The organism is Halomonas korlensis (assembly GCF_900116705.1).
Lineage (GTDB): Bacteria > Pseudomonadota > Gammaproteobacteria > Pseudomonadales > Halomonadaceae > Halomonas > Halomonas korlensis.
On the sequence record NZ_FPBP01000004.1, the window covers coordinates 73,453 to 97,858 of the forward strand.

Here is a 24,406-nt window from a genome sequence, read left to right on the forward strand (position 1 = left end):
ACGACTAGCCCCTCCTCGCCGGTAGAATGATAGGCTGAAGACAATAACAAGGGTGGTTTCAGCGCAAGGAGGGTTCGTATGAAAAGCATCGCTCAAACGAGTGGCGGTATCCGCCGGACGGTCCCGGTGTCGGTGAAACCGTGAGGCGGCCTTCCCCACCCTCCCGTCCGCTCAGCCCGAGCCTGGAACGCCTGCACCTCGCCTGGGATCTGCTGATCGTCGTGTTGGTCGTGGCCAACCTCGCGCTGCTGCTGTTCGATAGCCTCTTCCTGCTGCCGCCGCTGAACAGCGCCTTCGAGGCGGTGGCACCCAGGCTGCATGGGGCCTACGACCAGCGCATTCACGCGAACTTCCTCGCCATCGATCTCGCTTTCGTCAGCGTCTTCCTGCTCGATGTGCTGCTCGGCTGGGCGATGGCGATCGCCGAGCGCCGCTACCATCGCTGGTTCTTCTATCCTTTCGTGCACTGGTACGACGTGCTGGGGTGCATTCCCTTGAGCGGCTTTCGGCTGCTGCGCATCCTGCGCGTCATCTCGCTGATGTACCGCCTGCAGCGCATGCGGCTGATCGATGTCCGCCGCTGGTGGCTGTATGGCGTTTATGCCAAGTACTACGACATCCTGCTCGAAGAGCTCTCCGACCGCATCGCCATCCGCCTGCTCGACAATGTGCAGGACCAGGTGCGCTCCAGCGACTCGCTGTCCCGACGGCTCGTCGGCGACGTGGTGATGCCGCGCAAACAGCAGCTGATCGCCGAGGTGTCCCGCCGCCTGGAGGACATGGCCAGCAACGCCTATGCCACTAACCGTGACGACCTGATGCGCTATGTCAGCGCCCTGGTCGGCCGCACGCTGGGCGAAAGCCGCGAGATAAGCCGCCTGAAGCGGCTGCCCCTGGGCAGCCAGGTCGCCAAGGGTCTGGACGAGGCGCTCAGCGACCTCGCCTGTCGGCTCGTCCACGAGGCCGTGGAAGGGCTGCGCTCCCCGGAGTTCAATACCCTGGTGGAGCGTCTTACCGAAAGTGGGTTCGATGCCTGGCTCGAAGTCGACAAGCATACCGATCAGGTGACCGAGCAGGTGCTGATCGACATGCTCGAAATGCTCAAGGAGCAGGTCGCCGTCAAGCAGTGGCGCGACAGGTACGTCTGAGGCCGAAACAGGCCGCCACTTTCGCTCAACATCAGCTTTGCGGTTCGAGCTTGTCCTGCGTCCTGTGCATGAAATCACTGGCATCGTGGCGTTCGTGCAGCTGCTCTTCCGGCTCACCGAAGGGGCGATTGACCATGCGCCCGCGCTTCACCGCCGGGCGTGCGTCGATCTCCTTGGCCCAGCGCTGCACATGCTCGTAGCCCTGCACCTGAAGGAACTCGCCGGCATCGTACAGCCGCCCCAACGCCAGCTGGCCGTACCAGGCCCAGTTGGCCATATCGGCGATGGTGTACTCATCCCCGGCCAGGTAGCGGTTTTCCGCCAGGCGACGGTCGAGCACGTCCAGCTGACGCTTGACCTCCATGGCGAAACGGTCGATCGGATACTCCAGCTTCTCCGGCGCATAGGCATAGAAGTGACCGAAGCCACCGCCCAGGAACGGCCCACTGCCCATTTGCCAGAACAGCCAGTTCAACGTCTCGGTGCGCAAGGTCGGCTCATGGGGCAGGAATTCATCGAATTTCTCCGCAAGATAGAGCAGGATCGAGCCAGACTCGAACACGCGGATGGGCGGAGCGGTGCTGTGATCCATCAGCGCCGGGATCTTGGAGTTCGGGTTGACCTCGACGAAGCCGCTACCGAACTGATCGCCATCGCCGATCCTGATCAGCCAGGCGTCGTATTCGGCCTTCTTGTGACCCAGCGCCAGCAGCTCCTCGAACATTACCGTGACCTTCACCCCATTGGGCGTGGCCATCGAGTAAAGCTGGAAGGGATGCTTGCCAACCGGCAGCGGCTGGTCATGGGTCGGGCCGGCGATAGGGCGATTGATGCTGGCAAACTGCCCACCGCTCGCCTTTTCCCAGGTCCAGACGGCGGGTGGGGTGTAGTCGTTGTCTTGGCTCATGAAGTCTCCTGAGAGATTAAGGCATAGTTCGCCGCCTCGTACAGAAGCGGCCAGGCTGTATAATACCCGTCCGACAAACGGTAGCCTGATAAGGTTTCATGCTCAAGATACGGGTTCTGTCGCGATCGAGGACAGCGGGATAGCGCCGGTGGCGGTCATTAGGGCGCTGTGGTTTGTGCTGCGCCCTGCTGCTGACGACGCCATGTCGCCGGCGGCGCGCCGAAGGTACGCTTGAACGCCTTATTGAACGACGCCTCCGATTCGTATCCCGCTTCCAGCGCAATCCGGGAAATGGACGTCAACGACTCGCGCAGGCGACGTGCGGCGATCTGCATGCGCAGCCTGCCCAGGTAGCGCATCGGGGGTACGCCCACCAATGCGGTAAAATGCTCGGCAAGGGCGGATCGGGAAAGCCCGACCTCGCGCGCCAGCGTTTCGCTCGACCATTGACGCTCGGGATGATCGTGCAGTTTCGCCAGGGCACGACTGACGAAGGGGTTGCGCAACCCACCCACCCAGGCACGCTGCTCGGGGGGCAGGCCGGCCAGGTAGTGGTGCACGGCCTCGATGAAGAGCAGCTCGGCCAGCCTGGCGAGCCTCACCGAGGAACCGATATCGCCGGCGGCCAGTTCCGTCGCGGCGAAGCGAAAGGAGCTTTCGATCCATCGCCCCGCCGTACCTTGCGCTACATCGAGCGTCATCACGCTGGGCAGGATGCCGATCAAGGCGTCGCCCGGTGTCTCGCTATACAGGAAACCGCACTGCAACCGCGTGGTGTCGCCACCGCCGCCGTAGACGATCCGGGCCAAGCCGCCATCGCTCATCGGTTGTATCAGATGATCCACGCTGGCGGGTTCACCGTCGAGCTCGCTACCCAGTACGTGCGGGTCGTTACGCGGCAGCACCACGATATGCCCCGCCGACACCGTCACCGGCACCGCTTCGCCGACCCGTAGCAGCAGCCGACCGGCGCTGACGTAATGATAGGCAAGGATACCCTGGGGGACCGGCGTGAACGGCCGGCAATCGTCCGGCGTAACCTGGGCGGCCACGCACCACGGCGCAGAGAACTCGGCATCGAGAAAGATGCCCCCGGTGAAGTGGATCATGCGCAGTACATCGAGCCCCGCATCCATCGGTCGATGCCCCCATCGCGGCGGATCGGACAACAAGTCTGGCGTTTCGCCCATTATGCTCCGACCCACCTCCGAGTAGTTTAGCAGCATGGTGCGCGGCAAGGCCGCCACCCGCCGCACGACACACCGTCGGCGGCCATCGAAACAGGAGCTCGCTGCCATGCTGACCGACCGCCAAGGAAACGCCCTGCCCGGTGCCACCACCGATACCGCAGCGTTGTACAACCGCGCCGTGGATGCCTTCAACATCTACCGTGGCGACCCTGTCACGCCGCTGGATCAAGCCATCGAGGCAGCCCCCGGCTTCACCATGGCCCGCCTTGCCAGGGCCTATCTGTTTGCCCTGGCTACCGAGCCCGACGCCGCCAAGGCGGCCAGCGCCGATGTCGCCATCGCCAGGACCGCGCGCCTGAACGACCGGGAGGCCTCGCATGTGGCCGTTCTCGACCGTCTACTGGCAGGCGAATGGACCGCGGCCGGCATCGCGCTGGACCATCACAACATGCGCTATCCGCACGACTTGCTGGCCCTGCAGACGGGTCACCTGACGGACTTCTACCGTGCCAACGCCCGCGACCTGCGTGACCGCATCGCGCGCGTGCTGCCCAAGTGGTCGCCCGACATGCCGGCGTATTCGATCGTGCTGGGCCTGTACGCCTTCGGCCTGGAGGAAACCGGCGCCTACGCCCGCGCCGAAGACACCGGCCGCCAGGCGCTGGACCTGCAGCCCCTGGACTGCTGGGCTCATCATGCCGTGGCTCATGTCATGGAAATGCAAGGTCGTGCCGAGGACGGCATCGGCTGGATGACGGCGCGCGAACCCTACTGGTCAGGCGACGACAACCTGTTCAAGGCCCATAACTGGTGGCATCTTGCGCTCTGCCATCTCGATCTGGGCCAGACGCATGAAGCACTGGCCCTCTATGACGGCCCGATCCGTCAGGACCGCAGCGCCGTGGCGCTGGACATTGTCGACGCCTCGGCGCTGCTCTGGCGGCTGGCCCTTGCCGGTCAGGACGTCGGCAACCGTTGGCAGGAACTTGCGAACGCCTGGGACCAGCACGCCGACGGCAGGCTCTACCCCTTCAACGACTGGCACGCCGTCATGGCCTACCTGGGCGCCGGGCGCGACGATCGAGTGGAGCAGATCCTCGCGGCGCTTCGCGGCAACGGCAATCCCACGGAGATGGCAGCCTGGGCGCGAACCACCGGCCTGCCGCTGGTGGAAGGGTTCGTGGCCTTCTGGCGCGGCGACTATGCCACCGCGACCGAGCGCCTGCACGCGGCACGTTTCATCGCCAACCACTTCGGTGGCAGCCATGCGCAGCGCGATATCATCGACTGGACGCTGACCGAAGCCGCCTTACGCGGCGGGTATCGTGACCTGGCCGAGGGCCTGGCGAACGAGCGCCTGGCACTCAAGCCGCACAGCCCCATCAACCGCTCCTTCCTGAGCCGGGCAAGCGCCCCCGCTATGGACGAAAGACGGATTGCCTGAGGCAATGATCTGAAAGCAACGCCCACGCCGCACGGACCCTGTTCGTGCGGCGTTCGATGAGCCACTCCCCATGTAATGATCCCCTCTATCCATTCCCCTTATCCATCCCCCCTAGCCGATGTGATGACTCCCCCTGTAGCGAAGCCGAGTGAGCGAAGAGAGCTATAGGAAAAGCCTATCGAGATGGTGCGAAAAACAACTTAAACCCTTAATTTAGACTTGCTGTATGGTCTTAACACGTGGTCGACCCGATCATCGCAGCAGCAACGGGAGTGAACTTTGGACGCATACGATGTTAACAACACGGGCAAGTGCCCGGTCATGCACGGCTCACGCACCGCAATGGGCAACAAGGGCAACGCAAGCCACGACTGGTGGCCGAACCAGCTCAACCTCAACATCCTTCATCAGCATAACGCCAAGTCCAACCCGCTGGGTGAAGACTTCAACTATGCCGAGGAATTCAAGAAACTCGACCTGGCAGCGGTGAAGCAAGACCTTACCGCCCTGATGACCGATTCCCAGGACTGGTGGCCGGCCGATTACGGCCATTACGGCCCGTTCTTCATTCGCATGGCCTGGCACAGCGCGGGTTCCTATCGTATGGGCGACGGCCGTGGCGGTGCCGGTACCGGGTCCCAGCGTTTCGCACCGCTGAACAGCTGGCCCGACAATGGCAACCTGGACAAGGCGCGCCGCCTGCTATGGCCGATCAAGCAGAAATACGGCAACAAGCTCTCCTGGGCCGACCTGTACGTGCTCACCGGCAACGTGGCCCTGGAATCCATGGGCTTCAAGACCTTCGGTTTCGCCGGCGGTCGCGAGGACATCTACCAGCCGGAAGAGGACATCTACTGGGGCGCCGAGGACGAGTGGCTGGCCACCAGCGACAAGGCCAACAGTCGCTATTCCGGTGACCGCCAGTTGGAAAATCCGCTGGCCGCCGTGCAGATGGGCCTGATCTACGTGAACCCGGAAGGCCCGGACGGCAACCCGGACCCGCTGGCCTCTGCTCGCGACATCCGCGAGACCTTCGCCCGCATGGCGATGAACGACTACGAGACGGCCGCGCTGACCGCCGGTGGTCATACCTTCGGCAAGACGCACGGCGCTGCCGACCCCAACGAGCATGTCGGCCCCGAACCCGAGGCCGCTCCGCTCGAGGAGATGGGCCTGGGCTGGAAGAACAGCTACCGCAGCGGCAAGGGATCCGACACCATCACCAGCGGCCTGGAAGGCGCCTGGACGCCCACCCCGACCCAGTGGGACATGAGCTACTTCGATGTGCTGTTCGGTTACGAGTGGGAGCTGACCAGGAGCCCGGCAGGAGCCCAGCAGTGGCAGCCGAAGAATCTGGCCGAAAAGGACCACGCGCCGGATGCGGAAGACCCCGCCAAGCGTGTGCACATCATGATGTCCACCGCCGACATGGCGATGCGCGAAGACCCCGAGTACCGCAAGATCTGCGAGCACTTCCACAACAACCCGGAAGAGTTTGCCGACGCCTTTGCCCGCGCCTGGTTCAAACTGACCCACCGCGACATGGGCCCCAAGGTTCGCTATCTGGGCCCGGAAGTGCCGGCGGAAGAGCTCATCTGGCAAGACCCGGTGCCTGACGTCGACCACGAACTGGTCAATGCGCAGGACATCGCCGAGCTTAAGGGCAATATCTTGGCGTCCGGCCTTGCGGTATCCGAACTGGTCTCGACCGCCTGGGCCTCCGCCTCCACCTTCCGCGGCTCCGACATGCGCGGTGGAGCCAACGGTGCGCGCATTCGTCTGGCCCCGCAGAAGGACTGGGACGCCAACCAGCCCGTGCAGCTGGCGAATGTGCTCGAGGCCCTCGAAGGCATCCAGCGCGACTTCAACGCCGCCCAGTCCGACAACAAGCGAGTGTCACTGGCAGACCTGATCGTACTCGGCGGCGCCGCCGCGATCGAGAAGGCCGCGAAAGACGCCGGACACCCGGTCGAGGTGCCGTTCGCCCCGGGCCGCACCGACGCGACCCAGGAGCAGACCGACGCCGAGTCCTTCGAGCCGCTCAATCCCGAGGCCGACGGCTTCCGCAATTATCGCCGGACCGCATTTACCGTGCCCGACGAGGAGATGCTGGTCGACAAGGCGCAACTGCTGGGCCTGAGCGCACCGGAAATGACGGTGCTGGTGGGTGGTTTGCGTGTTCTCAACGCCAACTACCACAAGGCACCACACGGTGTTTTCACCAAGCGCCCCGAGACGCTCACCAACGACTTCTTCCTGAATCTGGTCGATCTGAACACCGAGTGGCAGCCGAGCGCAGCCGACCCCAACGTGTTCGAAGGCCGTGATCGCAAGACGGGCGAAGTGAAATGGACCGGCACGCGCGTGGACCTGGTCTTCGGCTCCAACTCGCAGCTTCGCGCCCTGGCCGAAGTCTATGCCCAGGACGACGCGAAGGAACGGTTCGTGAACCACTTCATCGCCGCCTGGAACAAGGTGATGAACGCGGACCGCTTCGACCTCGCGTAATCGCGCTCACGCCACTTCAGCCAGCAGACGTTCAGGCGCTCCCAGACCCTGGGGGCGGTCGGGTGCTTTCCACACTGGCAACGCATTGACGAAGGAATGGGCCTCCCCCCTCCTTCGTCTTTTTTGTCCAACGCGCTGACCGGTGACGCTGATGCCCCGGTAAACACCCCATGAACGCGATCAACCCAGGCAAGCGATATCACAGCAAGTGGACCGCGGCACAGACCCGCCACAGGGTGAAATAGCTACAGTGACCAAGCTGCTGCGCGACAAGAAAGACAACGTGGTCGAGGGAATCCTTGGCTGCCCTGGAAGGTACTAGAGATGACGACACCTGGTTGCTCCACACACCAAACGCCTTTTCAAGATTAAATCACTAATTTTATATATTAGCTCTGTAGTATGGCAGAAATCATAAAACCGCCTTGGCCTCGCTATTTTTTTGCATCACAAGCCGACCGCACGATGAGTCAATCTCAGGTGGGCTCGCTATGGCTTTCCCTCTACCATGCACGCTGCATTGCACAAATTACTTTCAATACGGATAACGAAGTGGGTCTGCGAACCAGATGAAGGAACAGGGATGGTGGTGATGAATGTGGCAGCGAAAACACTGCTGTGTGCGCTAGCGCTGTCGTTGGCTAACGTGGCCTTGGCACAAGGCAGCGTCGACTCCCAACGAGAATCTTGGGTCATCACCGCGCGCCAGGGACAACTCGACGAAGCAATCAATGGCCTCTCGCGTCTCTATGACCAGACCGCTGACCAAGCCGTTCTTGATGACCTGCTTGCGCTGATGGTGCGCAGCGAACGCTATCGCCAGGCCCTGGATGTCTGTGTCTCGTGCAGTGTCGATGACTATTCCGATATCAGCCTGGAAGCGTTAGGCCGTGCGGCACGTCTGGCCGGTGAATACACGCGCTCACAGGATTTCTACCTGGCCCTGACCTACCGCGACCCGAACAATGACCAGGCATGGCTTGGCCTGGCCCTGACAAATATCGAGCAGGGCTATCATAATTCCGCCAACTGGGCCCTGACCCGCTATGAAGAGCGTTTCGGACGTGACCAACAGTGGCTTGAGGCTCGTGCCTTCCTGGCCACTCGAAGTGGCAATCCCATAGCAGAACTCCAGACCCGACAATTACTCGTCGAACAACAGCCGCAGAATGAAGAGGAAATCAAGTCCCTCTATCGCTTGGCCATTACGTTGGGAGCCCGCGGCGCCGCCGAGCGCCTGATGCAGGATCACCCCGCTCTTTTTACCGAGTCAGACCGTCTGTGGCTGCGTTATTACGATGGGGTAGGCAAGATTCGTCTGGCCCAAAGCACCAATGAAATAGTTCGCGCCGAAGCGGGCCTGGCCGATCTGGAGGCAGTCATCGCTGCATCCAACGCGGCCCCCGGGCTGGTACAGCGTGCTCAGTATGACAAGGTCGTCGCCCTTGCAATGCTGCGTCGGTTCGAGGAAGCCGAGACCCTCGCGACGCAACTGGAAGCCCGCTACGGCCCACTGCCCAACTACGTACGTGAGTCGCGTGCCGATGCACTCAGCGGCCTGGGCCGTCCAGACAAGGCGCGTGATATCTATGTGTCGCTGATCGCCTCAAATCCTCGCCTTGCGCGCGACCTGAACCATCCGCGTTACGAGTCACTGATCTATACCTATGCCGATACACGTCAATACGACGAAGCGGAACAGGTGCTGAATCAGTGGATGACAGAAGAGCCCGCTTCGCGCTGGGATTTCACTGGAACCCAGCGTATCAACAACCCCAACTACGAACGCGCTCATCACTTGGAGGTAATGCTCGCTGCCTGGCGCGGCGACGAGGATATCGCCTCAAGGCGCCTTGATGCCCTTGTCGAACAGGCCCCGGCTAACGCCACGTTGTGGCGTATCAAGGGGGATCTCAGCCGCTGGCGTGGCTGGCCTCGCCAGGCCGAAGAGAATTATCAGAAAGCGGCTCAGCTGATGGCACCCAGTGAACGCAACGTGCCCGGCTACGGCATCCTCATGTCACGTCTCGATCGCGGTGACTGGCGAGGTAACGTAAAGACTATCGAGCAGCACATTGCCGAGGATCCACCCAGTGTCTCGTTGGATGGCCTGACCCGAGAGCTGCGTGAGCAGCGGGCGGGCCGGTTCAGCGTCAAAGGCTCGCGTGGCGACAGTACCGGATCCGGTGTACAGAGTTCACGCGATTGGCGCTATGAGACGCTGCTGGAGGCTCCGCGCAACGACGCCGGCTCGCGCTTCTTCGCTCAGCGCATTGGGCTGTACGGTGAGTACGACGATGAACCGCTGCATGCCGCTTACACCGCTGCCGGTTATGAGTTCAACCTGTACCCCGCGATCCTCAAGCTAGCGATCGGCGAAGGCGCCCAGCTCAACGAGGACCCGCTGATCTGGGGTGAGTTCAACTATGCCGTGTCCGATCATTGGAGCGGTATTTTCAGCGCCGAAATCAATAGCGACGAGGTTCCCCTGCGGGCCTTGCGTGACGAGGTATACGCCGATCTCTACCGGCTTGAAGGGCGTTATCGCCGCGACGAATCCGGCACGGGCGGTGTCGGCCTGGCCTTCATGGACCTGGAAGACGGCAACCTGCGCCGTGCCATCTCGGGCTACTGGACCGAAGAACTTTACGGCCACGATGAATGGACCGTTACTGGCCAGCTGTTCGCCGGCGCATCGAAGAATGACGATGTCGAGGCGAGTTACTTCAACCCGCGCCGCGATGCCAGCCTGAGTGGTGAGCTTGAAGTCGGCCATACGCTGCCCCTGGGCTACCGCCAATCCTTCGTACAGACCCTGGTCCTGGGGGGCGGTGGTTACTGGCAGGACGATTACGGCAGCGAACCAACCTGGGCCGTGGGATATCGGCACGCTTGGGAGTTCGAACCCAACGTCGTGTTCGAATACGGCATTTCACGCCAGAAATCCGTCTACGACGGCGTTCCCGAGTACGGCAACTTCATCACTGCCGGTTTTGAATGGAGATTCCTGTGAGCAAATGGATTGTTGCCATGCTGGCCTTGTCCTTGGCCATGCCGGTCTTGGCGGTCACGAATTCAGGCCGCGACCCGGGACGCGATCCCGGTAAGTTCAGCGTGATCAGCTATCACGACGTGGTCGATCTGGAGCAGACCCCGGAAATGAAGGTCTTTCCGCAAACGATCACTCGCAATTTGTTGGTCGAACATTTCAACCTATTCGCCGAGCTCGGCTATCACCCGGTCAGTTATCAGCAAATCATCGACGCACGTGAAGGCAGACAACCGCTGCCTGAAAATGCCGTTCTGCTGACCTTTGATGATGGTTACCGCAGCTTTCACGACATCGTCTACCCACTGCTCAAGCTCTATGACTATCCGGCCATCACCGCCGTGGTCGGTAGTTGGCTGGATGTACCCGCCGGGGAGCAGGTGACCTACGGCGAAACGACGCTGCCCCGCGAACGCTTCATGACCTGGGCGCAGCTGAACGAGATCCAGCGGTCTCCGTTGGTCGAAGTCGCCTCGCATACCTATGACCTTCACAAGGGCATTATCGGCAATCCGTTCGGCAACATGCAGCCGGCCGCCACGACAAGTTCCTGGTCGTCCTCGGGCTACGAGGGCGAAAGCGAGTATGTGACGCGCATACGCAACGACATGCAGATGACCCGCCAGCGTTTTCAAGACGAACTGGGCGAAGGGCCACGCATCATGGTCTGGCCTTACGGCGCCTACAGCAATGCATCGCTGGAGCTGGCTGCCGAGGCGGGTATGACGCATACCTTCAGTCTGCTCGGGAACGTCAACGAGGTGAATGGGAATCCAAAAGAGATGGGGCGTTACCTGATCGATCAGGAAACCTCGCTGGAAACCTTGGAGGAGATTCTCGCCGACCGTACATGGGAGCGTGGCGTCGAGCGTGTCGTGCATGTCGATCTGGATTACGTCTATGACGAGGACGAAGTCCAGCAGGGAAAGAATCTGGATGTCCTGCTTGATCGCGTCAAGCAGCAGGGCGTAAGCACAGTGTACCTGCAGGCCTACGCCGACGACGATGGCGATGGCGTGGCAGAGGCCCTGTATTTCCCTAATCGCCACATGCCAATGAAGACCGACCTCTTCAACCGCGTTGCCTGGCAACTCAAGAAGCGTGCCGGAGTCAAGGTCTACGCTTGGATGCCGGTCATGGCCTTCGACCTGGGTGAGGATTACCAGTACGTCACTGACGCTCGCCACGGCCAGCCCAACCCGGACTACTACCAGCGCCTGTCACCCTACGTCGAGAAGAACCGCCGGATCATCAGCGAGATCTACGAGGATCTTGGCCGCATGACCAAGTTCGACAGCCTGCTGTTTCACGACGATGGGCTTCTGAACGACTTTGAAGACGCCGGCCCGGATGCGCTGCAGTGGTATGCACGCAAATGGAACCTGCCCGACAGCGTGGCCAATATCCGCCAAGACGACGAAAAAATGGCCGAGTGGACCCGGCACAAGACGCAGTTTCTGATCGATTTCACTTATGAACTGCGCAATGCCGCCGATCGTTATCGCCAGTATGACAATAAGCGCTTCCTGATCGCTCGCAATATGTATGCGTCGGTGGTCCTCGAACCCGAGAGTGAGGCGTGGTTTGCCCAGAATCTCGAAGCGTTCGGCAAGGCTTACGATTATACCGCCGTCATGGCCATGCCCTATATGGAAGGTGCCGAGGATGCGGATCGCTGGCTGAAGCAACTCGCTAATGAAGCCTTGAAGCTTGTTCCCGCTGACCGCCTGATCTTCGAACTCCAGGCCACCGACTGGCGTGACCAGACGCAGATCCCCAGCGAAACACTGGCCCACTGGATGGGAGTAATACGCAACGAGGGAATTCAAAATTATGGCTACTACCCCGATGACTTTATCAATGATCATCCCGATATCGGAGTGCTGCGGCGGAACTTCTCATTGACGAACCAACTGGGGGAGGCGCGATGAATGCCATGGAATTACTCGCCCTCTTTACTATCGGTTATCCCAGCCTGATGGCCACGGTGTGGATCTGTGGCGGCCTGTACTATTTTTTTCATTGGGAACGCAAGCAGACAGAGAAGCCGGCCTCGGCCAGCGACCCCAACGCCCCTCGCGTCTCTATTCTGGTGCCCTGTCATAATGAAGGAAAAAACATCGACGAGACAATTCATCACCTGTTTTGTCAAAACTACCTGAATCTCGAGATAATCGCCATCAACGATGGCAGCCATGACGACACCGGCGACCGCTTGGATACGCTAGCCCGCCAGTACCCTGCACTGAAAGTCCTGCATCAGGTCAACCAGGGCAAAGCCAGCGCAATGAACAATGGCTTGATACATGCAAGCGGCGAAATCATTGTCGGTATAGACGGCGATGCCGTACTCGACTACGACGCGGTCTGCTGGATGGTCGAACATTTCCTGTACAGCCCTCGGGTTGGCAGCGTCACAGGCAATCCACGAGTACGTACACGCTCTACGGTAATTGGAAAGATCCAGACAGGCGAGTTCTCCTCAATTATCGGCTTGATCAAGCGCGCACAACGCATCTACGGCATGGTCTTCACCATCTCGGGCGTTATTTGTGCCTTTCGCCGCAGTGCATTGGAACAGATCGGCGGGTGGAGCACCGATATGATCACCGAGGACATCGATGTCAGCTGGAAACTGCAACTAAAAGGTTGGCAGGTTCGTTATGAGCCTCATGCGATGTGCTGGGTATTGATGCCAGAAACCCTCCGCGGCTTGTTTCGCCAGCGCCTGCGTTGGGCACAGGGTGGTGCCGAGGCCTTCCTGCGCCATTTCGGCGAGGCAATCCGTTGGCGCAATCGCCGCTTCTGGCTACTACTTGCCGAATACATCATCAGTATTGTCTGGTGCTACTCAATGCTGACGCTAATTATACTGGGCCTGTTTGACCTGGCGCTGGCCTTTCCGAGTTGGGATGCGGCAGCCGCCTTGCTGAGTTCGTCTGCAGGGTTTCTGATGTTCCTTTGCTTGCTCCAGTTCAGCGTCAGTTTCTTTATCGACAGCCGCTATGACTATGACATGGCCAACTGCCTATTCTGGTGCATCTGGTATCCGTTCTTTTATTGGATTCTGAACATGCTGACTGCGGTCATCGCATTTCCCAAAGCCGTTATACGTCGCCGCGGTCAGCTTGCGACATGGAGCAGTCCCGACAGAGGAGAAGTCTTTCGTGAATAACAAGCTTGGCTACATGGTTATCAGTAATCCCAAACGGCGTGGGCTGGGATATCGTTTTAGAGACACCACCCTTGTCCTGGCCACCCTCAGCCTGTGGGGTCTGTTCGGCACGCAGACTTACCTAGCAATGACGAGTGCCGAAATACTGGTCACCCAGGCTTACGTTCTGGGGATTCTCAAGATAACTGCCATCGACTTTGTCGCCGTCTTCATAATCTTCCATACTTGGGTGATTTTCGAACGCTCACTGTTTCGCAGGAGATTGAAGGCCTTTCACGGTCAGACGGTCCACACTCCCGAAACGGTACAGCCGCAATTCCAGCAACAAGGATGATGGAAAGAGCCGCCTGAGTCGTGGTCGAACAAACGTCCGGAACGCTCTTCATGCCTTCCAGCACGCTGGCCTTCAGCCGGCGTCGGTCGCTCGAGATAATCCCTTCCCGATAAGCTCCAACCGCTTGGCGAAGCGCACCAGCGGATCAATTCCACTTTTCAGCCCATGCCGGTCCAGCCCTCCACGAGGAGAAGCATTTCCTGGTGGCGAGTTGCTGCGCGATCTGAAAGGCAACATGGCGAGGGAACCCTCGAAGCCCTTGACACCCCCCGCGAACCAACCTGTTCTAGACTGAACGGATTTCCCGCCACATGAAGGACTACACCATGCCGTCACGCTACTTCACCATCAACGCTATCCCGCAGGGCACGCCGAGCCGCAAGCTGTTCGAGCTGCACGAGACCGAGCTGCCCGATCTGGCCGAGGGCGAGGTGCGCATTCGCAACACCTGGCTGTCGGTGGACCCCTACATGCGCGGGCGCATGACCGGCGTCAAGACCTATGTTGATCCCTTCGTCATCGGCGAGCCGCTGGAAGGCGCGGCGGTGGGCGAGGTCATCGAGTCGCGGGATTCCCGCCTGGCCGTGGGCGACAAGGTCCGACACATGGCGGGCTGGCGGGACATCGCCCAGTTGCCGGGCGACCAGGTAGAGCCACTGCCAAGTTTCGAGGTACCGGAGCAGGCATATCTCGGCGTGCTCGGCATGCCGGGCATGACCGCCTGGACCGGCCTGAACCAGATCGCCGAGATGCGCGAAGGCGACAACGTGCTGGTCAGCGCCGCCAGCGGTGCGGTGGGCTCGTTGGCCGTGCAGCTGGCCAAGGCCCGGGGCGGAACCGTGGTGGGCATCGCCGGAGCGCCCGAGAAGCTTGAGTGGCTCGAGTCGCACGGCATCAAGGCGGTGAGTTACCGCGAACGCGACGCCCAGCAGCTGACCGAGGCGCTCAAGGCGGCCTGCCCGGAGGGCTTCGATGTCTACTACGAGAACGTCGGCGGCGTCTGCCTGGAGGCGGCCCTCAACACCCTGCGACTCGGCGGTCGCATCGCCGTATGCGGGATGATCGCTCGCTACAACGCCGAGGGGCCGGCGCCAGGGCCGAGCAACCTGGCCATGCTGCTGATCCAGCGCCTGCGCATGCAGGGCTTCATCATCTTCGATCATTGGGCCGACTATACGCGCTTTCTGGAAGAGGTCGGCCCGCAGGTGGCCAAGGGCGAGATCGACTACGCCGAAACCGTCGAGGAAGGCCTCGAGCGCACGCCAGATGCCTTCCTGGCGCTGTTCGAGGGCGCCAATACCGGCAAGATGCTGGTGCGGCTCTGAACGACGCGAGCCTCGGCTCCGGCTGACCACGGCGGGGGAAGGCGTAAGGCGTCGCAGCATGCCTCAAGGCGGCGAGGGAGCCGGCTTCGGTTCGTGTCCCGCGAGCACCTCGCGGATCTCCTCGATCTCCAGGGTCTCGCGTGCCTCGAGTGCCGTGGCGAGGGCGTCGAGTGCCACCCGGTGCGCCTCGAGCAGCTCTCGACCGCGGCGTTCCAGCTCGGTGAGTAGCTGGCGCACCTCCTCGTCGACGAGGCTCGCCAGCGCCTCGCTGTAGTCGCGGGGTTGGGCCATCTCACGTCCGAGGAAAACATGCTCCTGGCTGTGGGAGGCCATCACCGGGCCGATGCGTCGGTTCATGCCCCAGCGCCCCACCATGCGTCGCGCCAGCTGGGTGGCCTGTTCAAGGTCATTCTCCGCACCGCTCGACACCTCGCCGAAGACGATGGACTCGGCCAGCCGGCCGCCGTACATCACGGTGATGCGATCGCGAAGGTAGGATTCGCTGAAGTTGACGCGATCCTCATCGGGCACCTGGGCGGTTACTCCCAGGGCGCGACCGCGTGGCAGCACCGTCACTTTCTCGAGCGGATCGGCATGGGGCAGCAGATAAGCCAGCAGCGCATGGCCCGACTCGTGGTAGGCGACGACATGCCGCTCGCGCTCGGAGAGGCCCACGTCCTTGGTATCGCCGAGCAGCAGACGGTCGCGGGCGTCGGTGAAGCAGCTCCAGTCGACCTGCTGCTGGCTACGTCGGCCGGCGAGCAGTGCCGCCTCGTTGGCGAGGTTGGCGAGGTCCGCCCCGGAGAAACCGGTGGTGATCTCGGCCAGCCGCATCAGGTCAACGTCATCGGCCAATGGCATATCGCGCGTATGCACGGCGAGGATGTCGCGGCGCGCCTGGCGGTGAGGATTCTCCAGGGTAACCTTGCGGTCGAAGCGCCCCGGACGCAGCAGCGCCGGGTCGAGCACGTCGGGACGGTTGGTGGCGGCGAGCACCACGACCGATTCATGCTCATCGAAGCCATCCATCTCGGCGAGTATCTGGTTGAGCGTCTGCTCGCGCTCGTCGTGGCCGCCGCCCATGCCGGTGCCGCGGGCACGACCGATGGAGTCGATCTCGTCGATGAACACCACCGCCGGCGCTTGCTCCTTGGCCTGCTTGAAAAGGTCGCGCACCCTGGATGCGCCCACCCCGACGAACATCTCGATGAACTCCGAGCCGCTGATACTGAAGAAGGGCACCCCGGCCTCCCCGGCCACCGCCTTGGCCATCAGCGTCTTGCCGGTGCCGGGCGGGCCCATCATCAGCACGCCACGGGGAATCTTCGCCCCCAGGGCACGAAAACGCTCCGGCTCCTTGAGGAAATCCACCACCTCGGTGACCTCGCGCTTGGCGTTCTCGGAGCCGGCCACGTCGGCAAGGCGCACACGGCTCTGCTGGCTGGTGATCTGGCGTGCCTGCGACTTGCCCATGCCCAGCGGCCCGCCACCCGACATCATGCGCTGCTGCATGCGACTCCAGAACCAGAACAGCAGGCCGAGGATAAGAATCCACGGTAGCGCCCCGACCAGCACGCGCTGCCACCAGGGCGGATCCACGGGCTGGGCGATGATCTCGATGCCCTGGCTTTCCAGACGCTCCAGCAGCCGTTCGCCCTCGATGTCGGGGCGAGTGGTGGTGAAGGATTCGGCCTCGCTGTCATCGCGCGCCTCGCGGCCCGCCTCGTTGAACTGCCCTTCCACCGACTGGCCGCGCAGGGTCACCGACGCGACCCGGTCGGCATCCACCGCCTGGAGAAATTCGGAGTAGCTGAGCTCGGCCTGGACCTCGCGCTCGGCGGCATCCAGGTAATGGAAGAGCAATAGAATACTCACCGCGAACCACAGGAAGAGCAGGAACTGTTGCCGTGGAGGCTCGTCGGATGGCGACTGCCACTTGTCGGGAGGCGGCGTCTCACCCGAGGGGCGCGACGCGGAGGATGACTGTCTAGGATCGGATGCCGACATGGTAGGCCAGCTTTCGGACATGTTCCGGTGAAGATGGTACTCCCTGTCCGGCATTGCAAGGTCAGCGTCGCTCGGATGGCAAGACCGAGTCAACGCACCGCAGGAAGCCCCTTGGCAGGCACCTCACGCCAAGGGCGGCTGCACGGCCAGCTGCACGGCGATGGCGGCCAGCATCACGCCGATGACGCCATCGATGGCCCGCCAGGCCAGCGGCCGCGACAGCCAGGGCGCGAGCGCCGCGCCGCCCCAGGCCAGCAGGGCGAACCAGCTCACCGAGGCGCCGGCGGCGCCGGCCAGGAACAGCCCGGCGCTCTCCTGCTGGGCACCCACGGAAGGGATCAGCAGCAGGGTATCCAGGTAGACCTGGGGGTTGAGCACCGTCACCGCCAGCGTGGCGAGCAGCACCTGGCGGCGAGTCCGTCCCCCCTTGGCGGCATCGAGCCCGGTGCGTCCCCGCGCGGCACGGATCAGCGCCTGGCCCGCCAGCCAGGCCAGGAAGGCCACGCCCAGCCAGCGCAGCACGTTCATGACCTCGGGAGCCGTCAGCAACAGGGCACCAACCCCGAACATGCCCGCCGACAGCAGCAGCACGTCGCTGCTCATGCAGAGCCCGGCCGACCACCAGTGGTGCTGCCGATGCACCGCCTGGCCCAGCACGTAGGCATTCTGCGCGCCAATGGCGACGATGATGCCGCCACTGACGAAAAATCCGGTGATAAAGCTCTCCAGCATGCGCCTGCCTCATGGTTGCCTGGGATATTTTCGAAGCGAGTCACCGCCGGACATAAACGGAGGGTGCCAGCCTAGCGCGTTATCTATATATTAAAAAATCATTCTCCTAATGTTGCATCAGTTTTTCTTATGGTCGACTACAAGCTCCTGGAAGCCTTGGCCACGATAATGGAATGCGGCGGCTTCGAACGCGCCGGCGAAGCCCTGGGCCTCTCGCAATCGGCCATCTCGCAGCGCATCCGGGCGCTGGAGATTCGCCTCGGCCAGCCGGTACTGGTTCGCCACCCGGCGCTGGCGCCCACGCCGGCGGGCCAGCGCCTGCTCAACCACCTGCAGCAGGTACGACTGCTTGAACGCGACCTGGCGACCACCCTGCCCACGCTGGAAACCGCCTCACCACGACTGCGCATCGCTCTCAACGCCGATAGCCTCGCCACCTGGTGGGCCGCCTCCATCGGCGATTATTGCCGCCAGGCCGGGGTGCTCCTCGACCTGGTAGTCGAGGATCAGGACGTCGGCCTCAAGCGCCTGCGCGACGGCGACGTGGCGGCCTGCCTGTGCGCCAGTTCCCAACCGATTGCCGGGGCGCGCTGCGTACCGCTCGGGCAGATGACCTACCTGCCGCTCGCCACCCCGGCCTACATCGACCGTTTCTTTTTCGATGGCTTGGGCGAGGCGGCCTTCCGCCAGGCACCGGCCATTGTCTACGGCCCCCACGACCAGCTTCAGCATCGCTTCCTGGCCCACTGTGGCTACCACGGCCCCTTTCCGTATCACCTCTGCCCTTCCTCGGAGGGCTTCGTGCGTCTGGCCCGCGCCGGGCTGGGCTACGGCATGATCCCCCGCATGCAAGCGGCGGCTCAGCTGGCCGGCGGCGAGCTGGCCAGCATCGCTCCCGGCCAGGCGCTCGAGGTGCCGCTCTACTGGCACTTCTGGCGTCACAGCGGCAACCTGCTGGCCGGGCTGACGACGCATCTGGAAGCGGTGGAACTGACCTGACGGCGACAGCGTCTACACTGCCCACGAACCCCTCATCGGAGACGCCCATGCCCCCGCAACCGCTCGCCCTGACGCGTCGCCGGCTGCTCGGCGGGCTGGCGGCGCTGGCCGCCGGCTCGGCGCTGCCGCCGTTTGCCGTACGGGCCGCCGAAGGCGCGATCCTGATCCGCGAGCTGCCCGCCATCGGTGAGTCGCTGCCGCTGGTGGGCCTGGGCAGCTGGATCACCTTCAACGTCGGCGACGATCCGCAACTGCTCGCGGCGTGCACCGACGTCATGCGCGCCTTCTTCGCCGAGGGCGGCAAAATGATCGACTCCTCGCCGATGTACGGCTCGTCGCAGGCCACCATCGGCCACGGCCTGGCCGAGCTCGACGCCGCAGGGCAGGCCTACGCCGCGGACAAGATATGGACCTCGAGCCCCGACGAAGGGCCGGCGCAGATCGAGACCTCGCGGCGTCATTGGGGCGTGCCGCGCTTCGATTTATTGCAGGTGCATAACCTGGTCGCCTGGGAGGCAAACCTCGACACGCTACTGGCTATGCGTGAGGCCGGCGAGGTACGTCACGTGGGCATTTCTACCTCCCACGGCCGGCGCCACGACGCCGTCGAGCGTATCATGCGCGAGGCACCCCTCGACTTTGTGCAGCTCACTTACAATATCGTCGACCGCGACGCCGAGCAGCGCCTGCTGCCGCTGGCCCGCGAGCGCGGCATCGGGGTTATCGCCAATCGCCCCTTCCAGCAGAAGCGCCTGATTCGCCGCCTCGAGGGCAAGCCGCTGCCTGAGTGGGTGGCCGAAACGGGCGCGACCAACTGGGCGCAGTTCATTCTCAAGTTCATCATTTCGCACCCCGACGTGACCTGCGCCATTCCCGCCACCACCCGGGTCGAGCACGTACGCGAGAACCTTGCCGCCGCCCGCGAGCCACTGCCGGACGCCGCGCTGCGCCGGCGCATGGCCGACTATGTGGCGGAGCTGTGAAGGTGAAGGTGGCGGGGCTGTGAAGCTTCGATGAGCGAATGGTTGAGCTACCGCCCCGAGGACTTCCTAATGTTCTCGCCGCGCGTCTACGAGCGCCTCTTCGTGCTGCACAACGAGGCGCTGTGGCCGCTGCCACTGCTCGCCCTGCTGCTCGGCACGGCGCTGCTGCTGGCGTTGGTCTTCCCACGGCCGGGCCGAGTGTGCGCGACGCTCGGTCTGCTTGCCATAGCCTGGTTGTTCGTCGCCTGGGCGTTTCTGTGGCAGCGCTACGCGCCCATCAACTGGGGGATCCGCTACGTGGTGCCGCTGTTCGCCTTGCAGGCACTGCTGCTGCTCGCCCTGGGCCTGTGGCGCGGCGGGCTCGAACTGCCGGCACGCTGGCAGCCGCCGCGCGTCCTGGGCCTGGCGCTCGTTGCCTATGCGGTCTTCCTGCATCCCCTGACCGCGCTGCTGTACGGTCGCGGCCTGGCCGGTGCCGAGGTAGTCGGCCTGGCCCCCGACCCGCTGGCCATCGCCACCCTGGGCGTGGCGGCCACGGTTCAGCCGGCGCGCCGCGGCTGGACCCTGCTGGCGATACCCGCCCTCTGGTGCCTGGCCAGTGCCTACACCCTGCATCTGCTGAACGCTCCCGGCGCCTGGCCGCCGCTGCTTGCCGTGCTGATTGCCCTCGCGGCACGGCTGTGGCCGCGCGACTGAATGGACTCGGCATCCTGAGGCGTTTGCTGGTGAGCAGCGGGTTGGGCTGTCACAGGCAACCCAACAGATCAGCGCTATAGCTCTGGAAAGGTCACGCCGAAACGCTCGCAAAGTACCGGCACACTCTCGAAGTCCATATCGAGTGAATACCTTGAGTTGATCTGCACGAAACGCTCCACGTCACCCCAGGCCTCGGCCACCTCCCGGAAGTAGTTCTCAAAACCCGCCGGCGAGATGACCTCGATAATGTGGCAAGGCGTATCACCGGCGTTCCAGAAGGTGTGCCACTGCCCACGTGGCTTGAACACCCACGTCCCCGGGCTGGCCATCACCACCTCATCACCAAGCAGGGCGCCTAACGTGCCTTCCAATACGTAGGAGTACTCGTCTTCGTTGTGGTGGTAGTGCAGTGGCGCTGCCAGAGCATGGGGAGCGATAGGATGATGAACAACGGCGAAACGCTCACCGGTGTCGAGTCCCTCGATCTTCCAGTTCACGCCCAGTCCGCCGAAATCGAAGGCATCGCCTTCGTCGGACAAGATCATGGTCGGACCGTCGTCGTACTCTCTTTGCCTGTCCATGATGTCCCTCCTCTCGGAGAATTCGTGGTGACAGTGAGTAGAGTGAGATATAGACCTGAAGCGATCGGCAGGAAGGCTACCAAAAAGTGTAGGCACGGCCCTAGCTTCACCGCCAGCCGCCAGCCAAGCCCTTCTTCATAGAAGCGCCTCACCGTGCCAGTGCTAGTGCTAGTGTCAGTCACTCAGGCTGATCCGAATCAAACGCTGTTTAATGGCGGGTTCCTCACTGTTTGCGCCCTTTTCGTTCAATGCTCCGCCAGAAAATCGAGGATGGCGTCATGGGTACTCGCTGGAGTACTGCTCGCCGTCGTCCGGCCAGGGTTGGGTGTCGAAATAACGCTGAGTATAGGAGATGAAGGGGGGCTCGCTGGCTACACTTCTGACCGGGCCGCGCGCTTTTACGCAGTGCCATCTCGTTCAGCAAAGGAGAGCTACCCCATGGAACTCAAGGGAAAGACCATCGTCATCACCGGCGCCGGCCGCGGGCTGGGACAGAAGACCGCGGAGATGATCGCTGCCAAAGGCGGCCGCCTGGCTCTGGCGGGGCTCAGTGAGGAGGGTCTGGAAGAGACGGCACGCCTGTGCCGCGATGCCGGCGGCGAGGCCCGCGTCTACCTGCTGGACGTCTCCGACGAGCCGGCTGTGGAAAGCACCTTCGCCCGGGTCGTGGAGGACTTCGGCGCCCTGGACGGCGTGGTGAACAACGCCGGCATCACCAAGGATGGGCTGCTGGTCGAGGGCAAGGACGGCAAGGTGGCGAAGAAGATGAAGCTGGACGACTGGGATGACGTGCTCCGGATTGACCTTCGTGGGGTCTTCCTCTGCGGGCGCGAAGCCGCCGCGCGCATGATTGAGCTGGGCGGAGGCGGCGCCATCGTCAATATCTCCAGTATTTCGCGGGTCGGCAACTTCGGACAGACCAACTACTCGGCCGCCAAAGCCGGCGTCACCGCCCTGACCGTGACCTGGGCCAAGGAGCTCAGCCGCCACGGCATCCGCGTGGCGGCGATTGCACCAGGCTTCGCCAATACCCGCATGGTGGAGAAGATGCCCGACAAGATCCTCGACCAGATCAAGGCGCAGGTACCGCTGGGGCGGCTGGCCGAGCCGTCGGAGATCGGCCACTCGGTGATCTATGTGCTCGAGAACGACTACTTCAACGGTCGTGTGCTGGAGGTGGACGGGGGGCTCAGGCTCTGAGCGGCCCTGGCCAACCGAAACGTCGTCGGCCCCTCGCGTTCAATGCTCTGCCAGGAAATCGAGAATGGCAGCCGTGAACGGTTCGACGGCGTGAACCGGTCCGTCATGGTTGACGCCGGGGATCACCTGCAACTCGGCCTGGGGCTGGCACTGCGCCATGGTGTCGGCGATTGACTCAAAGAAGAGATCGCTATGCTCGCCCTTGAGAATCAGGGTTGGTTGCTCAAGGGTTGCCAGATCCTCGCAGGTGATGGCAGGTGGCGTCATGCTGACGCCGGCCGGCACCGTGCGGGCGTTGTCCAGCCAGATGGTGCGCATATACTCGGGTTCCTGGTCGAAACCGCCTGGCGAGCGCTGGAACGCGGCCTCGATGAACCGCCGGGTGGCCTGCTCCGCATCGCCGGCCACCAGCGCCGCCATGCTCCGGTCGTACTTCTTGCCCTCCTCTGCAATGGCGGCCTGACGCGCCTCCGACAACTCGGCGACCAGCGAGGGAACACTCGGCTCATAGTGCACCATGCCGCGCACCAGCTCCGGGTGCTCCAGCGCCACCTGCGAGGCAACCTGACCGCTGTAGGACCAGGTGACCAGGTAGGCCGGACCGATACCCAGCGCCCGGATGAAAGCGGCCAGATCGGCGGCGTGGGTTTCGCTTGAGAACTGCTCGCCGTCGTCCGGCCAGGGCTCGGTGCCGAAATAGCGCTGGGTATAGGCGATGAAACGGTGCTCGCGGGCGATGGCCTCGCGGTACGGTTCCCAGATCCGGTGATCGGCAATCGCCGCGGGCACGAACACGACGGGGCTGCCTTCCCCCTCTTCGACATAGGTCAGCGTGACGCCGTTGACCTCTACCGAGGAGGTCTGCTGGGCGAATACAGTGAAAGGCTGGCCGGCCAGAGCGAGAATGGAAGAAAGTGCGAGCATTGTGAGCGATCTGGGCATGGCGGTTTCCCTTCCTTCCATCGGTTAATGATTGCGGACATGAGAGAGTCTACGGACGAGCAAAGTCAGGGATGCGGAAACGACGACGATAAGCGCTCGGGGCAAGCCCGGTGGTACGCTTGAACAGGCGCCGAAAAAAAGCCGAGTCCTCATAACCAACCCGCCAGCTGATGTCTTCGATCGAGGCCTCGGTGCGTTCGAGCCGGCGCTTGGCGTCTTCGATACGCAAGCGCTGCACGTAGGCGATCGGCGTCAGGCCGGTGGCATTCACGAAACGCCGCTTGAAGGTGCGCTCGGCCAGCGACGAATGCCCGATCATCGCCTCCACCGGGTGGACGAGCGAGAAGTGCTCGCCCAGCCACTGCTGCGCACGCTGGATCTCGCCATCGCCATGGTCGGTCTTGGCCGCGAACACCAGATAAGGTGTGAGCCCATCCTGATGCCATTGTAACGCAAACAGCCGCGCCACCTCCTGCGCGGTGGTCGCACCGGCGTAGCGCGCAATGAGGTATAGCGCCAGGTCGTGCCAGCTCATCGAGGCGCCGGAGCTCACCAGCTCCTCGTGCTGACCGGCAATCACCAGCACGCGCTCGGGGTGAGTCGACACGGCGGGATAAGTGGTCGTGAACGCTTGCGCATAGCCGAAGTGAACCGTTGCCTCCTGGCCATCGAACAGCCCGGTTTCGGCCAACAGGAAGACCCCCGAGCAGGCCGAGCAAAGCACGGCACCGCGTTCATGCATGGCGCGCAGCCACTCGACCAGATGGGGATAGCGCCCCTTCTCCCACCCTTGGGCCGCGAGTAACACCGAAGGAACGATCACGATGTCGCTCGTCTCGATGGTGTCGATGGCGCGTTGCACATCGATCGGCACGCCACTCGCCAGCGTCAGTGCTCCCACCGCTTCCCCCACGATCTCGATATGAAACGGCACCGGGGCGCCTGGCGCCACCAAGCCCATGAGCGCCACGCCGTTCATCACATCGAAGAGCCCGGCGAGCGTGGAGACCGCGGCATCGGGAAGTGCCACGAGGCTGACGTGTCGGGGGCTCGCCCCGACAAGGCTGGCAGGTCCGGTCACGGCGCCTGGCTCTTCACGGGTGGGGAAGTTTCAGTGTGGCACGAGCGGACCGATTGCGGGTGATTTCAGCTCTTCAGCCCCAAGAGCCGCTTGGCGATGATGAGC

General features: G+C 62.8%; 19 protein-coding genes. 12 read left to right on the forward strand and 7 right to left on the reverse strand.

Features of this window, described 5'->3' with window-relative positions; translation table 11 throughout:
* Positions 1-140: 140 nt before the first annotated feature.
* Positions 141-1,148, forward strand: a complete 1,008-nt coding sequence (locus tag BM341_RS07030; protein ID WP_089794347.1) for an ion transporter — start codon at positions 141-143, stop codon at positions 1,146-1,148.
* A gap of 31 nt (positions 1,149-1,179) precedes the next feature.
* Here BM341_RS07030 and yghU read toward each other — a convergent pair whose 3' ends face one another.
* Positions 1,180-2,055, reverse strand: a complete 876-nt coding sequence (gene yghU / locus BM341_RS07035; RefSeq protein ID WP_089794349.1) for a glutathione-dependent disulfide-bond oxidoreductase — start codon at positions 2,053-2,055, stop codon at positions 1,180-1,182.
* Positions 2,056-2,213: 158 nt separating this feature from the next.
* Entirely contained in the window at positions 2,214-3,245 is a 1,032-nt protein-coding gene (locus tag BM341_RS07040; protein WP_245784201.1) for an AraC family transcriptional regulator, read from the reverse strand.
* A gap of 106 nt (positions 3,246-3,351) precedes the next feature.
* Here BM341_RS07040 and BM341_RS07045 point away from each other — a divergent pair, with 106 nt between their 5' ends.
* The 7 genes from BM341_RS07045 (at position 3,352) to BM341_RS07075 (ending at position 15,080) form a co-directional block, all read left to right on the forward strand.
* The gene (locus BM341_RS07045; RefSeq protein ID WP_089794353.1) at positions 3,352-4,689 is read left to right on the forward strand and encodes a tetratricopeptide repeat protein; all 1,338 of its coding nucleotides are present in this window, start codon (positions 3,352-3,354) and stop codon (positions 4,687-4,689) included.
* 321 nt (positions 4,690-5,010) lie between these two features.
* Entirely contained in the window at positions 5,011-7,197 is a 2,187-nt protein-coding gene (gene katG / locus BM341_RS07050; protein WP_089794355.1) for a catalase/peroxidase HPI, read from the forward strand.
* A gap of 583 nt (positions 7,198-7,780) precedes the next feature.
* Positions 7,781-10,210 carry a poly-beta-1,6 N-acetyl-D-glucosamine export porin PgaA gene (pgaA, locus tag BM341_RS07055; protein WP_245784202.1) on the forward strand — a complete coding sequence of 810 codons (2,430 nt, stop codon included), beginning with the start codon at positions 7,781-7,783 and terminating at the stop codon, positions 10,208-10,210.
* Entirely contained in the window at positions 10,207-12,177 is a 1,971-nt protein-coding gene (pgaB, locus tag BM341_RS07060) for a poly-beta-1,6-N-acetyl-D-glucosamine N-deacetylase PgaB (protein WP_089794357.1), read from the forward strand. The genes pgaA and pgaB overlap by 4 nt, the downstream gene beginning before the upstream one ends.
* Complete coding sequence (gene pgaC, locus BM341_RS07065) at positions 12,174-13,421, forward strand: poly-beta-1,6-N-acetyl-D-glucosamine synthase (protein ID WP_089794358.1); 1,248 nt, start codon at positions 12,174-12,176, stop codon at positions 13,419-13,421. The genes pgaB and pgaC overlap by 4 nt, the downstream gene beginning before the upstream one ends.
* Positions 13,414-13,755 carry a hypothetical protein gene (locus tag BM341_RS07070; RefSeq protein ID WP_089794360.1) on the forward strand — a complete coding sequence of 114 codons (342 nt, stop codon included), beginning with the start codon at positions 13,414-13,416 and terminating at the stop codon, positions 13,753-13,755. Before pgaC ends, BM341_RS07070 begins: the two co-directional genes overlap by 8 nt.
* A 326-nt stretch (positions 13,756-14,081) precedes the next feature.
* Positions 14,082-15,080, forward strand: coding sequence for an NADP-dependent oxidoreductase (locus BM341_RS07075; RefSeq protein ID WP_089794767.1), 999 nt, complete (start codon positions 14,082-14,084; stop codon positions 15,078-15,080).
* Positions 15,081-15,143: 63 nt separating this feature from the next.
* Here the strand turns inward: BM341_RS07075 and ftsH are convergent, their stop codons facing one another.
* Both ftsH and BM341_RS07085 read right to left on the reverse strand, forming a co-directional pair.
* Complete coding sequence (gene ftsH / locus BM341_RS07080; protein ID WP_217646188.1) at positions 15,144-17,087, reverse strand: ATP-dependent zinc metalloprotease FtsH; 1,944 nt, start codon at positions 17,085-17,087, stop codon at positions 15,144-15,146.
* Between the two features lie 123 nt (positions 17,088-17,210).
* Entirely contained in the window at positions 17,211-17,819 is a 609-nt protein-coding gene (locus BM341_RS07085; protein ID WP_089794363.1) for a LysE/ArgO family amino acid transporter, read from the reverse strand.
* Positions 17,820-17,948: 129 nt separating this feature from the next.
* On the opposite strand from BM341_RS07085, the gene BM341_RS07090 reads away from it, so the two are divergent.
* Genes BM341_RS07090 through BM341_RS07100 form a run of 3 tightly spaced genes read left to right on the forward strand, consistent with a single transcriptional unit; the run spans position 17,949 to position 20,497 of the window.
* Positions 17,949-18,818 (forward strand): LysR family transcriptional regulator ArgP, encoded by an 870-nt coding sequence (locus BM341_RS07090; RefSeq protein ID WP_089794365.1) that lies wholly within the window; start codon positions 17,949-17,951, stop codon positions 18,816-18,818.
* A 47-nt stretch (positions 18,819-18,865) separates the two neighbouring features.
* Positions 18,866-19,801 carry an aldo/keto reductase gene (locus BM341_RS07095; protein ID WP_089794367.1) on the forward strand — a complete coding sequence of 312 codons (936 nt, stop codon included), beginning with the start codon at positions 18,866-18,868 and terminating at the stop codon, positions 19,799-19,801.
* A 30-nt stretch (positions 19,802-19,831) separates the two neighbouring features.
* Positions 19,832-20,497: a hypothetical protein gene (locus BM341_RS07100; protein ID WP_089794368.1), complete on the forward strand. Its 666-nt coding sequence runs from the start codon at positions 19,832-19,834 to the stop codon at positions 20,495-20,497.
* Between the two features lie 74 nt (positions 20,498-20,571).
* On the opposite strand, the gene BM341_RS07105 is transcribed toward BM341_RS07100, so the two are convergent.
* Positions 20,572-21,078, reverse strand: coding sequence for a cupin domain-containing protein (locus BM341_RS07105; RefSeq protein WP_217646189.1), 507 nt, complete (start codon positions 21,076-21,078; stop codon positions 20,572-20,574).
* 438 nt (positions 21,079-21,516) lie between these two features.
* Between BM341_RS07105 and BM341_RS07110 the strand changes: the two genes are divergently transcribed.
* On the forward strand, positions 21,517-22,278 hold the full coding sequence (locus tag BM341_RS07110) for an SDR family oxidoreductase (protein ID WP_089794370.1): 762 nt from the start codon (positions 21,517-21,519) through the stop codon (positions 22,276-22,278).
* 39 nt (positions 22,279-22,317) lie between these two features.
* Here the strand turns inward: BM341_RS07110 and BM341_RS07115 are convergent, their stop codons facing one another.
* Together BM341_RS07115 and BM341_RS07120 are read right to left on the reverse strand one after the other, a co-directional pair.
* On the reverse strand, positions 22,318-23,220 hold the full coding sequence (locus tag BM341_RS07115) for an alpha/beta fold hydrolase (protein WP_175507819.1): 903 nt from the start codon (positions 23,218-23,220) through the stop codon (positions 22,318-22,320).
* Between the two features lie 49 nt (positions 23,221-23,269).
* Positions 23,270-24,301: a GlxA family transcriptional regulator gene (locus tag BM341_RS07120; protein WP_245784203.1), complete on the reverse strand. Its 1,032-nt coding sequence runs from the start codon at positions 24,299-24,301 to the stop codon at positions 23,270-23,272.
* Between the last annotated feature and the right edge of the window lie 105 nt (positions 24,302-24,406).

Excerpts from the sequence above, each read along its gene's own strand:
- katG (WP_089794355.1), top strand. The coding sequence starts at position 5,011 with ATGCACGGCTCACGCACCGCAATGGGCAACAAGGGCAACGCAAGCCAC.
- ftsH (WP_217646188.1), bottom strand. The coding sequence starts at position 17,087 with ATGTCGGCATCCGATCCTAGACAGTCATCCTCCGCGTCGCGCCCCTCG.
- BM341_RS07105 (WP_217646189.1), bottom strand. The coding sequence starts at position 21,078 with ATGGACAGGCAAAGAGAGTACGACGACGGTCCGACCATGATCTTGTCC.
- pgaA (WP_245784202.1), top strand. The coding sequence starts at position 7,781 with ATGGTGGTGATGAATGTGGCAGCGAAAACACTGCTGTGTGCGCTAGCG.
- BM341_RS07085 (WP_089794363.1), bottom strand. The coding sequence starts at position 17,819 with ATGCTGGAGAGCTTTATCACCGGATTTTTCGTCAGTGGCGGCATCATC.
- BM341_RS07115 (WP_175507819.1), bottom strand. The coding sequence starts at position 23,220 with ATGCCCAGATCGCTCACAATGCTCGCACTTTCTTCCATTCTCGCTCTG.
- pgaC (WP_089794358.1), top strand. The coding sequence starts at position 12,174 with ATGAATGCCATGGAATTACTCGCCCTCTTTACTATCGGTTATCCCAGC.
- yghU (WP_089794349.1), bottom strand. The coding sequence starts at position 2,055 with ATGAGCCAAGACAACGACTACACCCCACCCGCCGTCTGGACCTGGGAA.
- BM341_RS07110 (WP_089794370.1), top strand. The coding sequence starts at position 21,517 with ATGGAACTCAAGGGAAAGACCATCGTCATCACCGGCGCCGGCCGCGGG.
- BM341_RS07095 (WP_089794367.1), top strand. The coding sequence starts at position 18,866 with ATGCCCCCGCAACCGCTCGCCCTGACGCGTCGCCGGCTGCTCGGCGGG.
- BM341_RS07090 (WP_089794365.1), top strand. The coding sequence starts at position 17,949 with ATGGTCGACTACAAGCTCCTGGAAGCCTTGGCCACGATAATGGAATGC.
- BM341_RS07100 (WP_089794368.1), top strand. The coding sequence starts at position 19,832 with ATGAGCGAATGGTTGAGCTACCGCCCCGAGGACTTCCTAATGTTCTCG.
- BM341_RS07040 (WP_245784201.1), bottom strand. The coding sequence starts at position 3,245 with ATGGGCGAAACGCCAGACTTGTTGTCCGATCCGCCGCGATGGGGGCAT.
- BM341_RS07045 (WP_089794353.1), top strand. The coding sequence starts at position 3,352 with ATGCTGACCGACCGCCAAGGAAACGCCCTGCCCGGTGCCACCACCGAT.
- BM341_RS07075 (WP_089794767.1), top strand. The coding sequence starts at position 14,082 with ATGCCGTCACGCTACTTCACCATCAACGCTATCCCGCAGGGCACGCCG.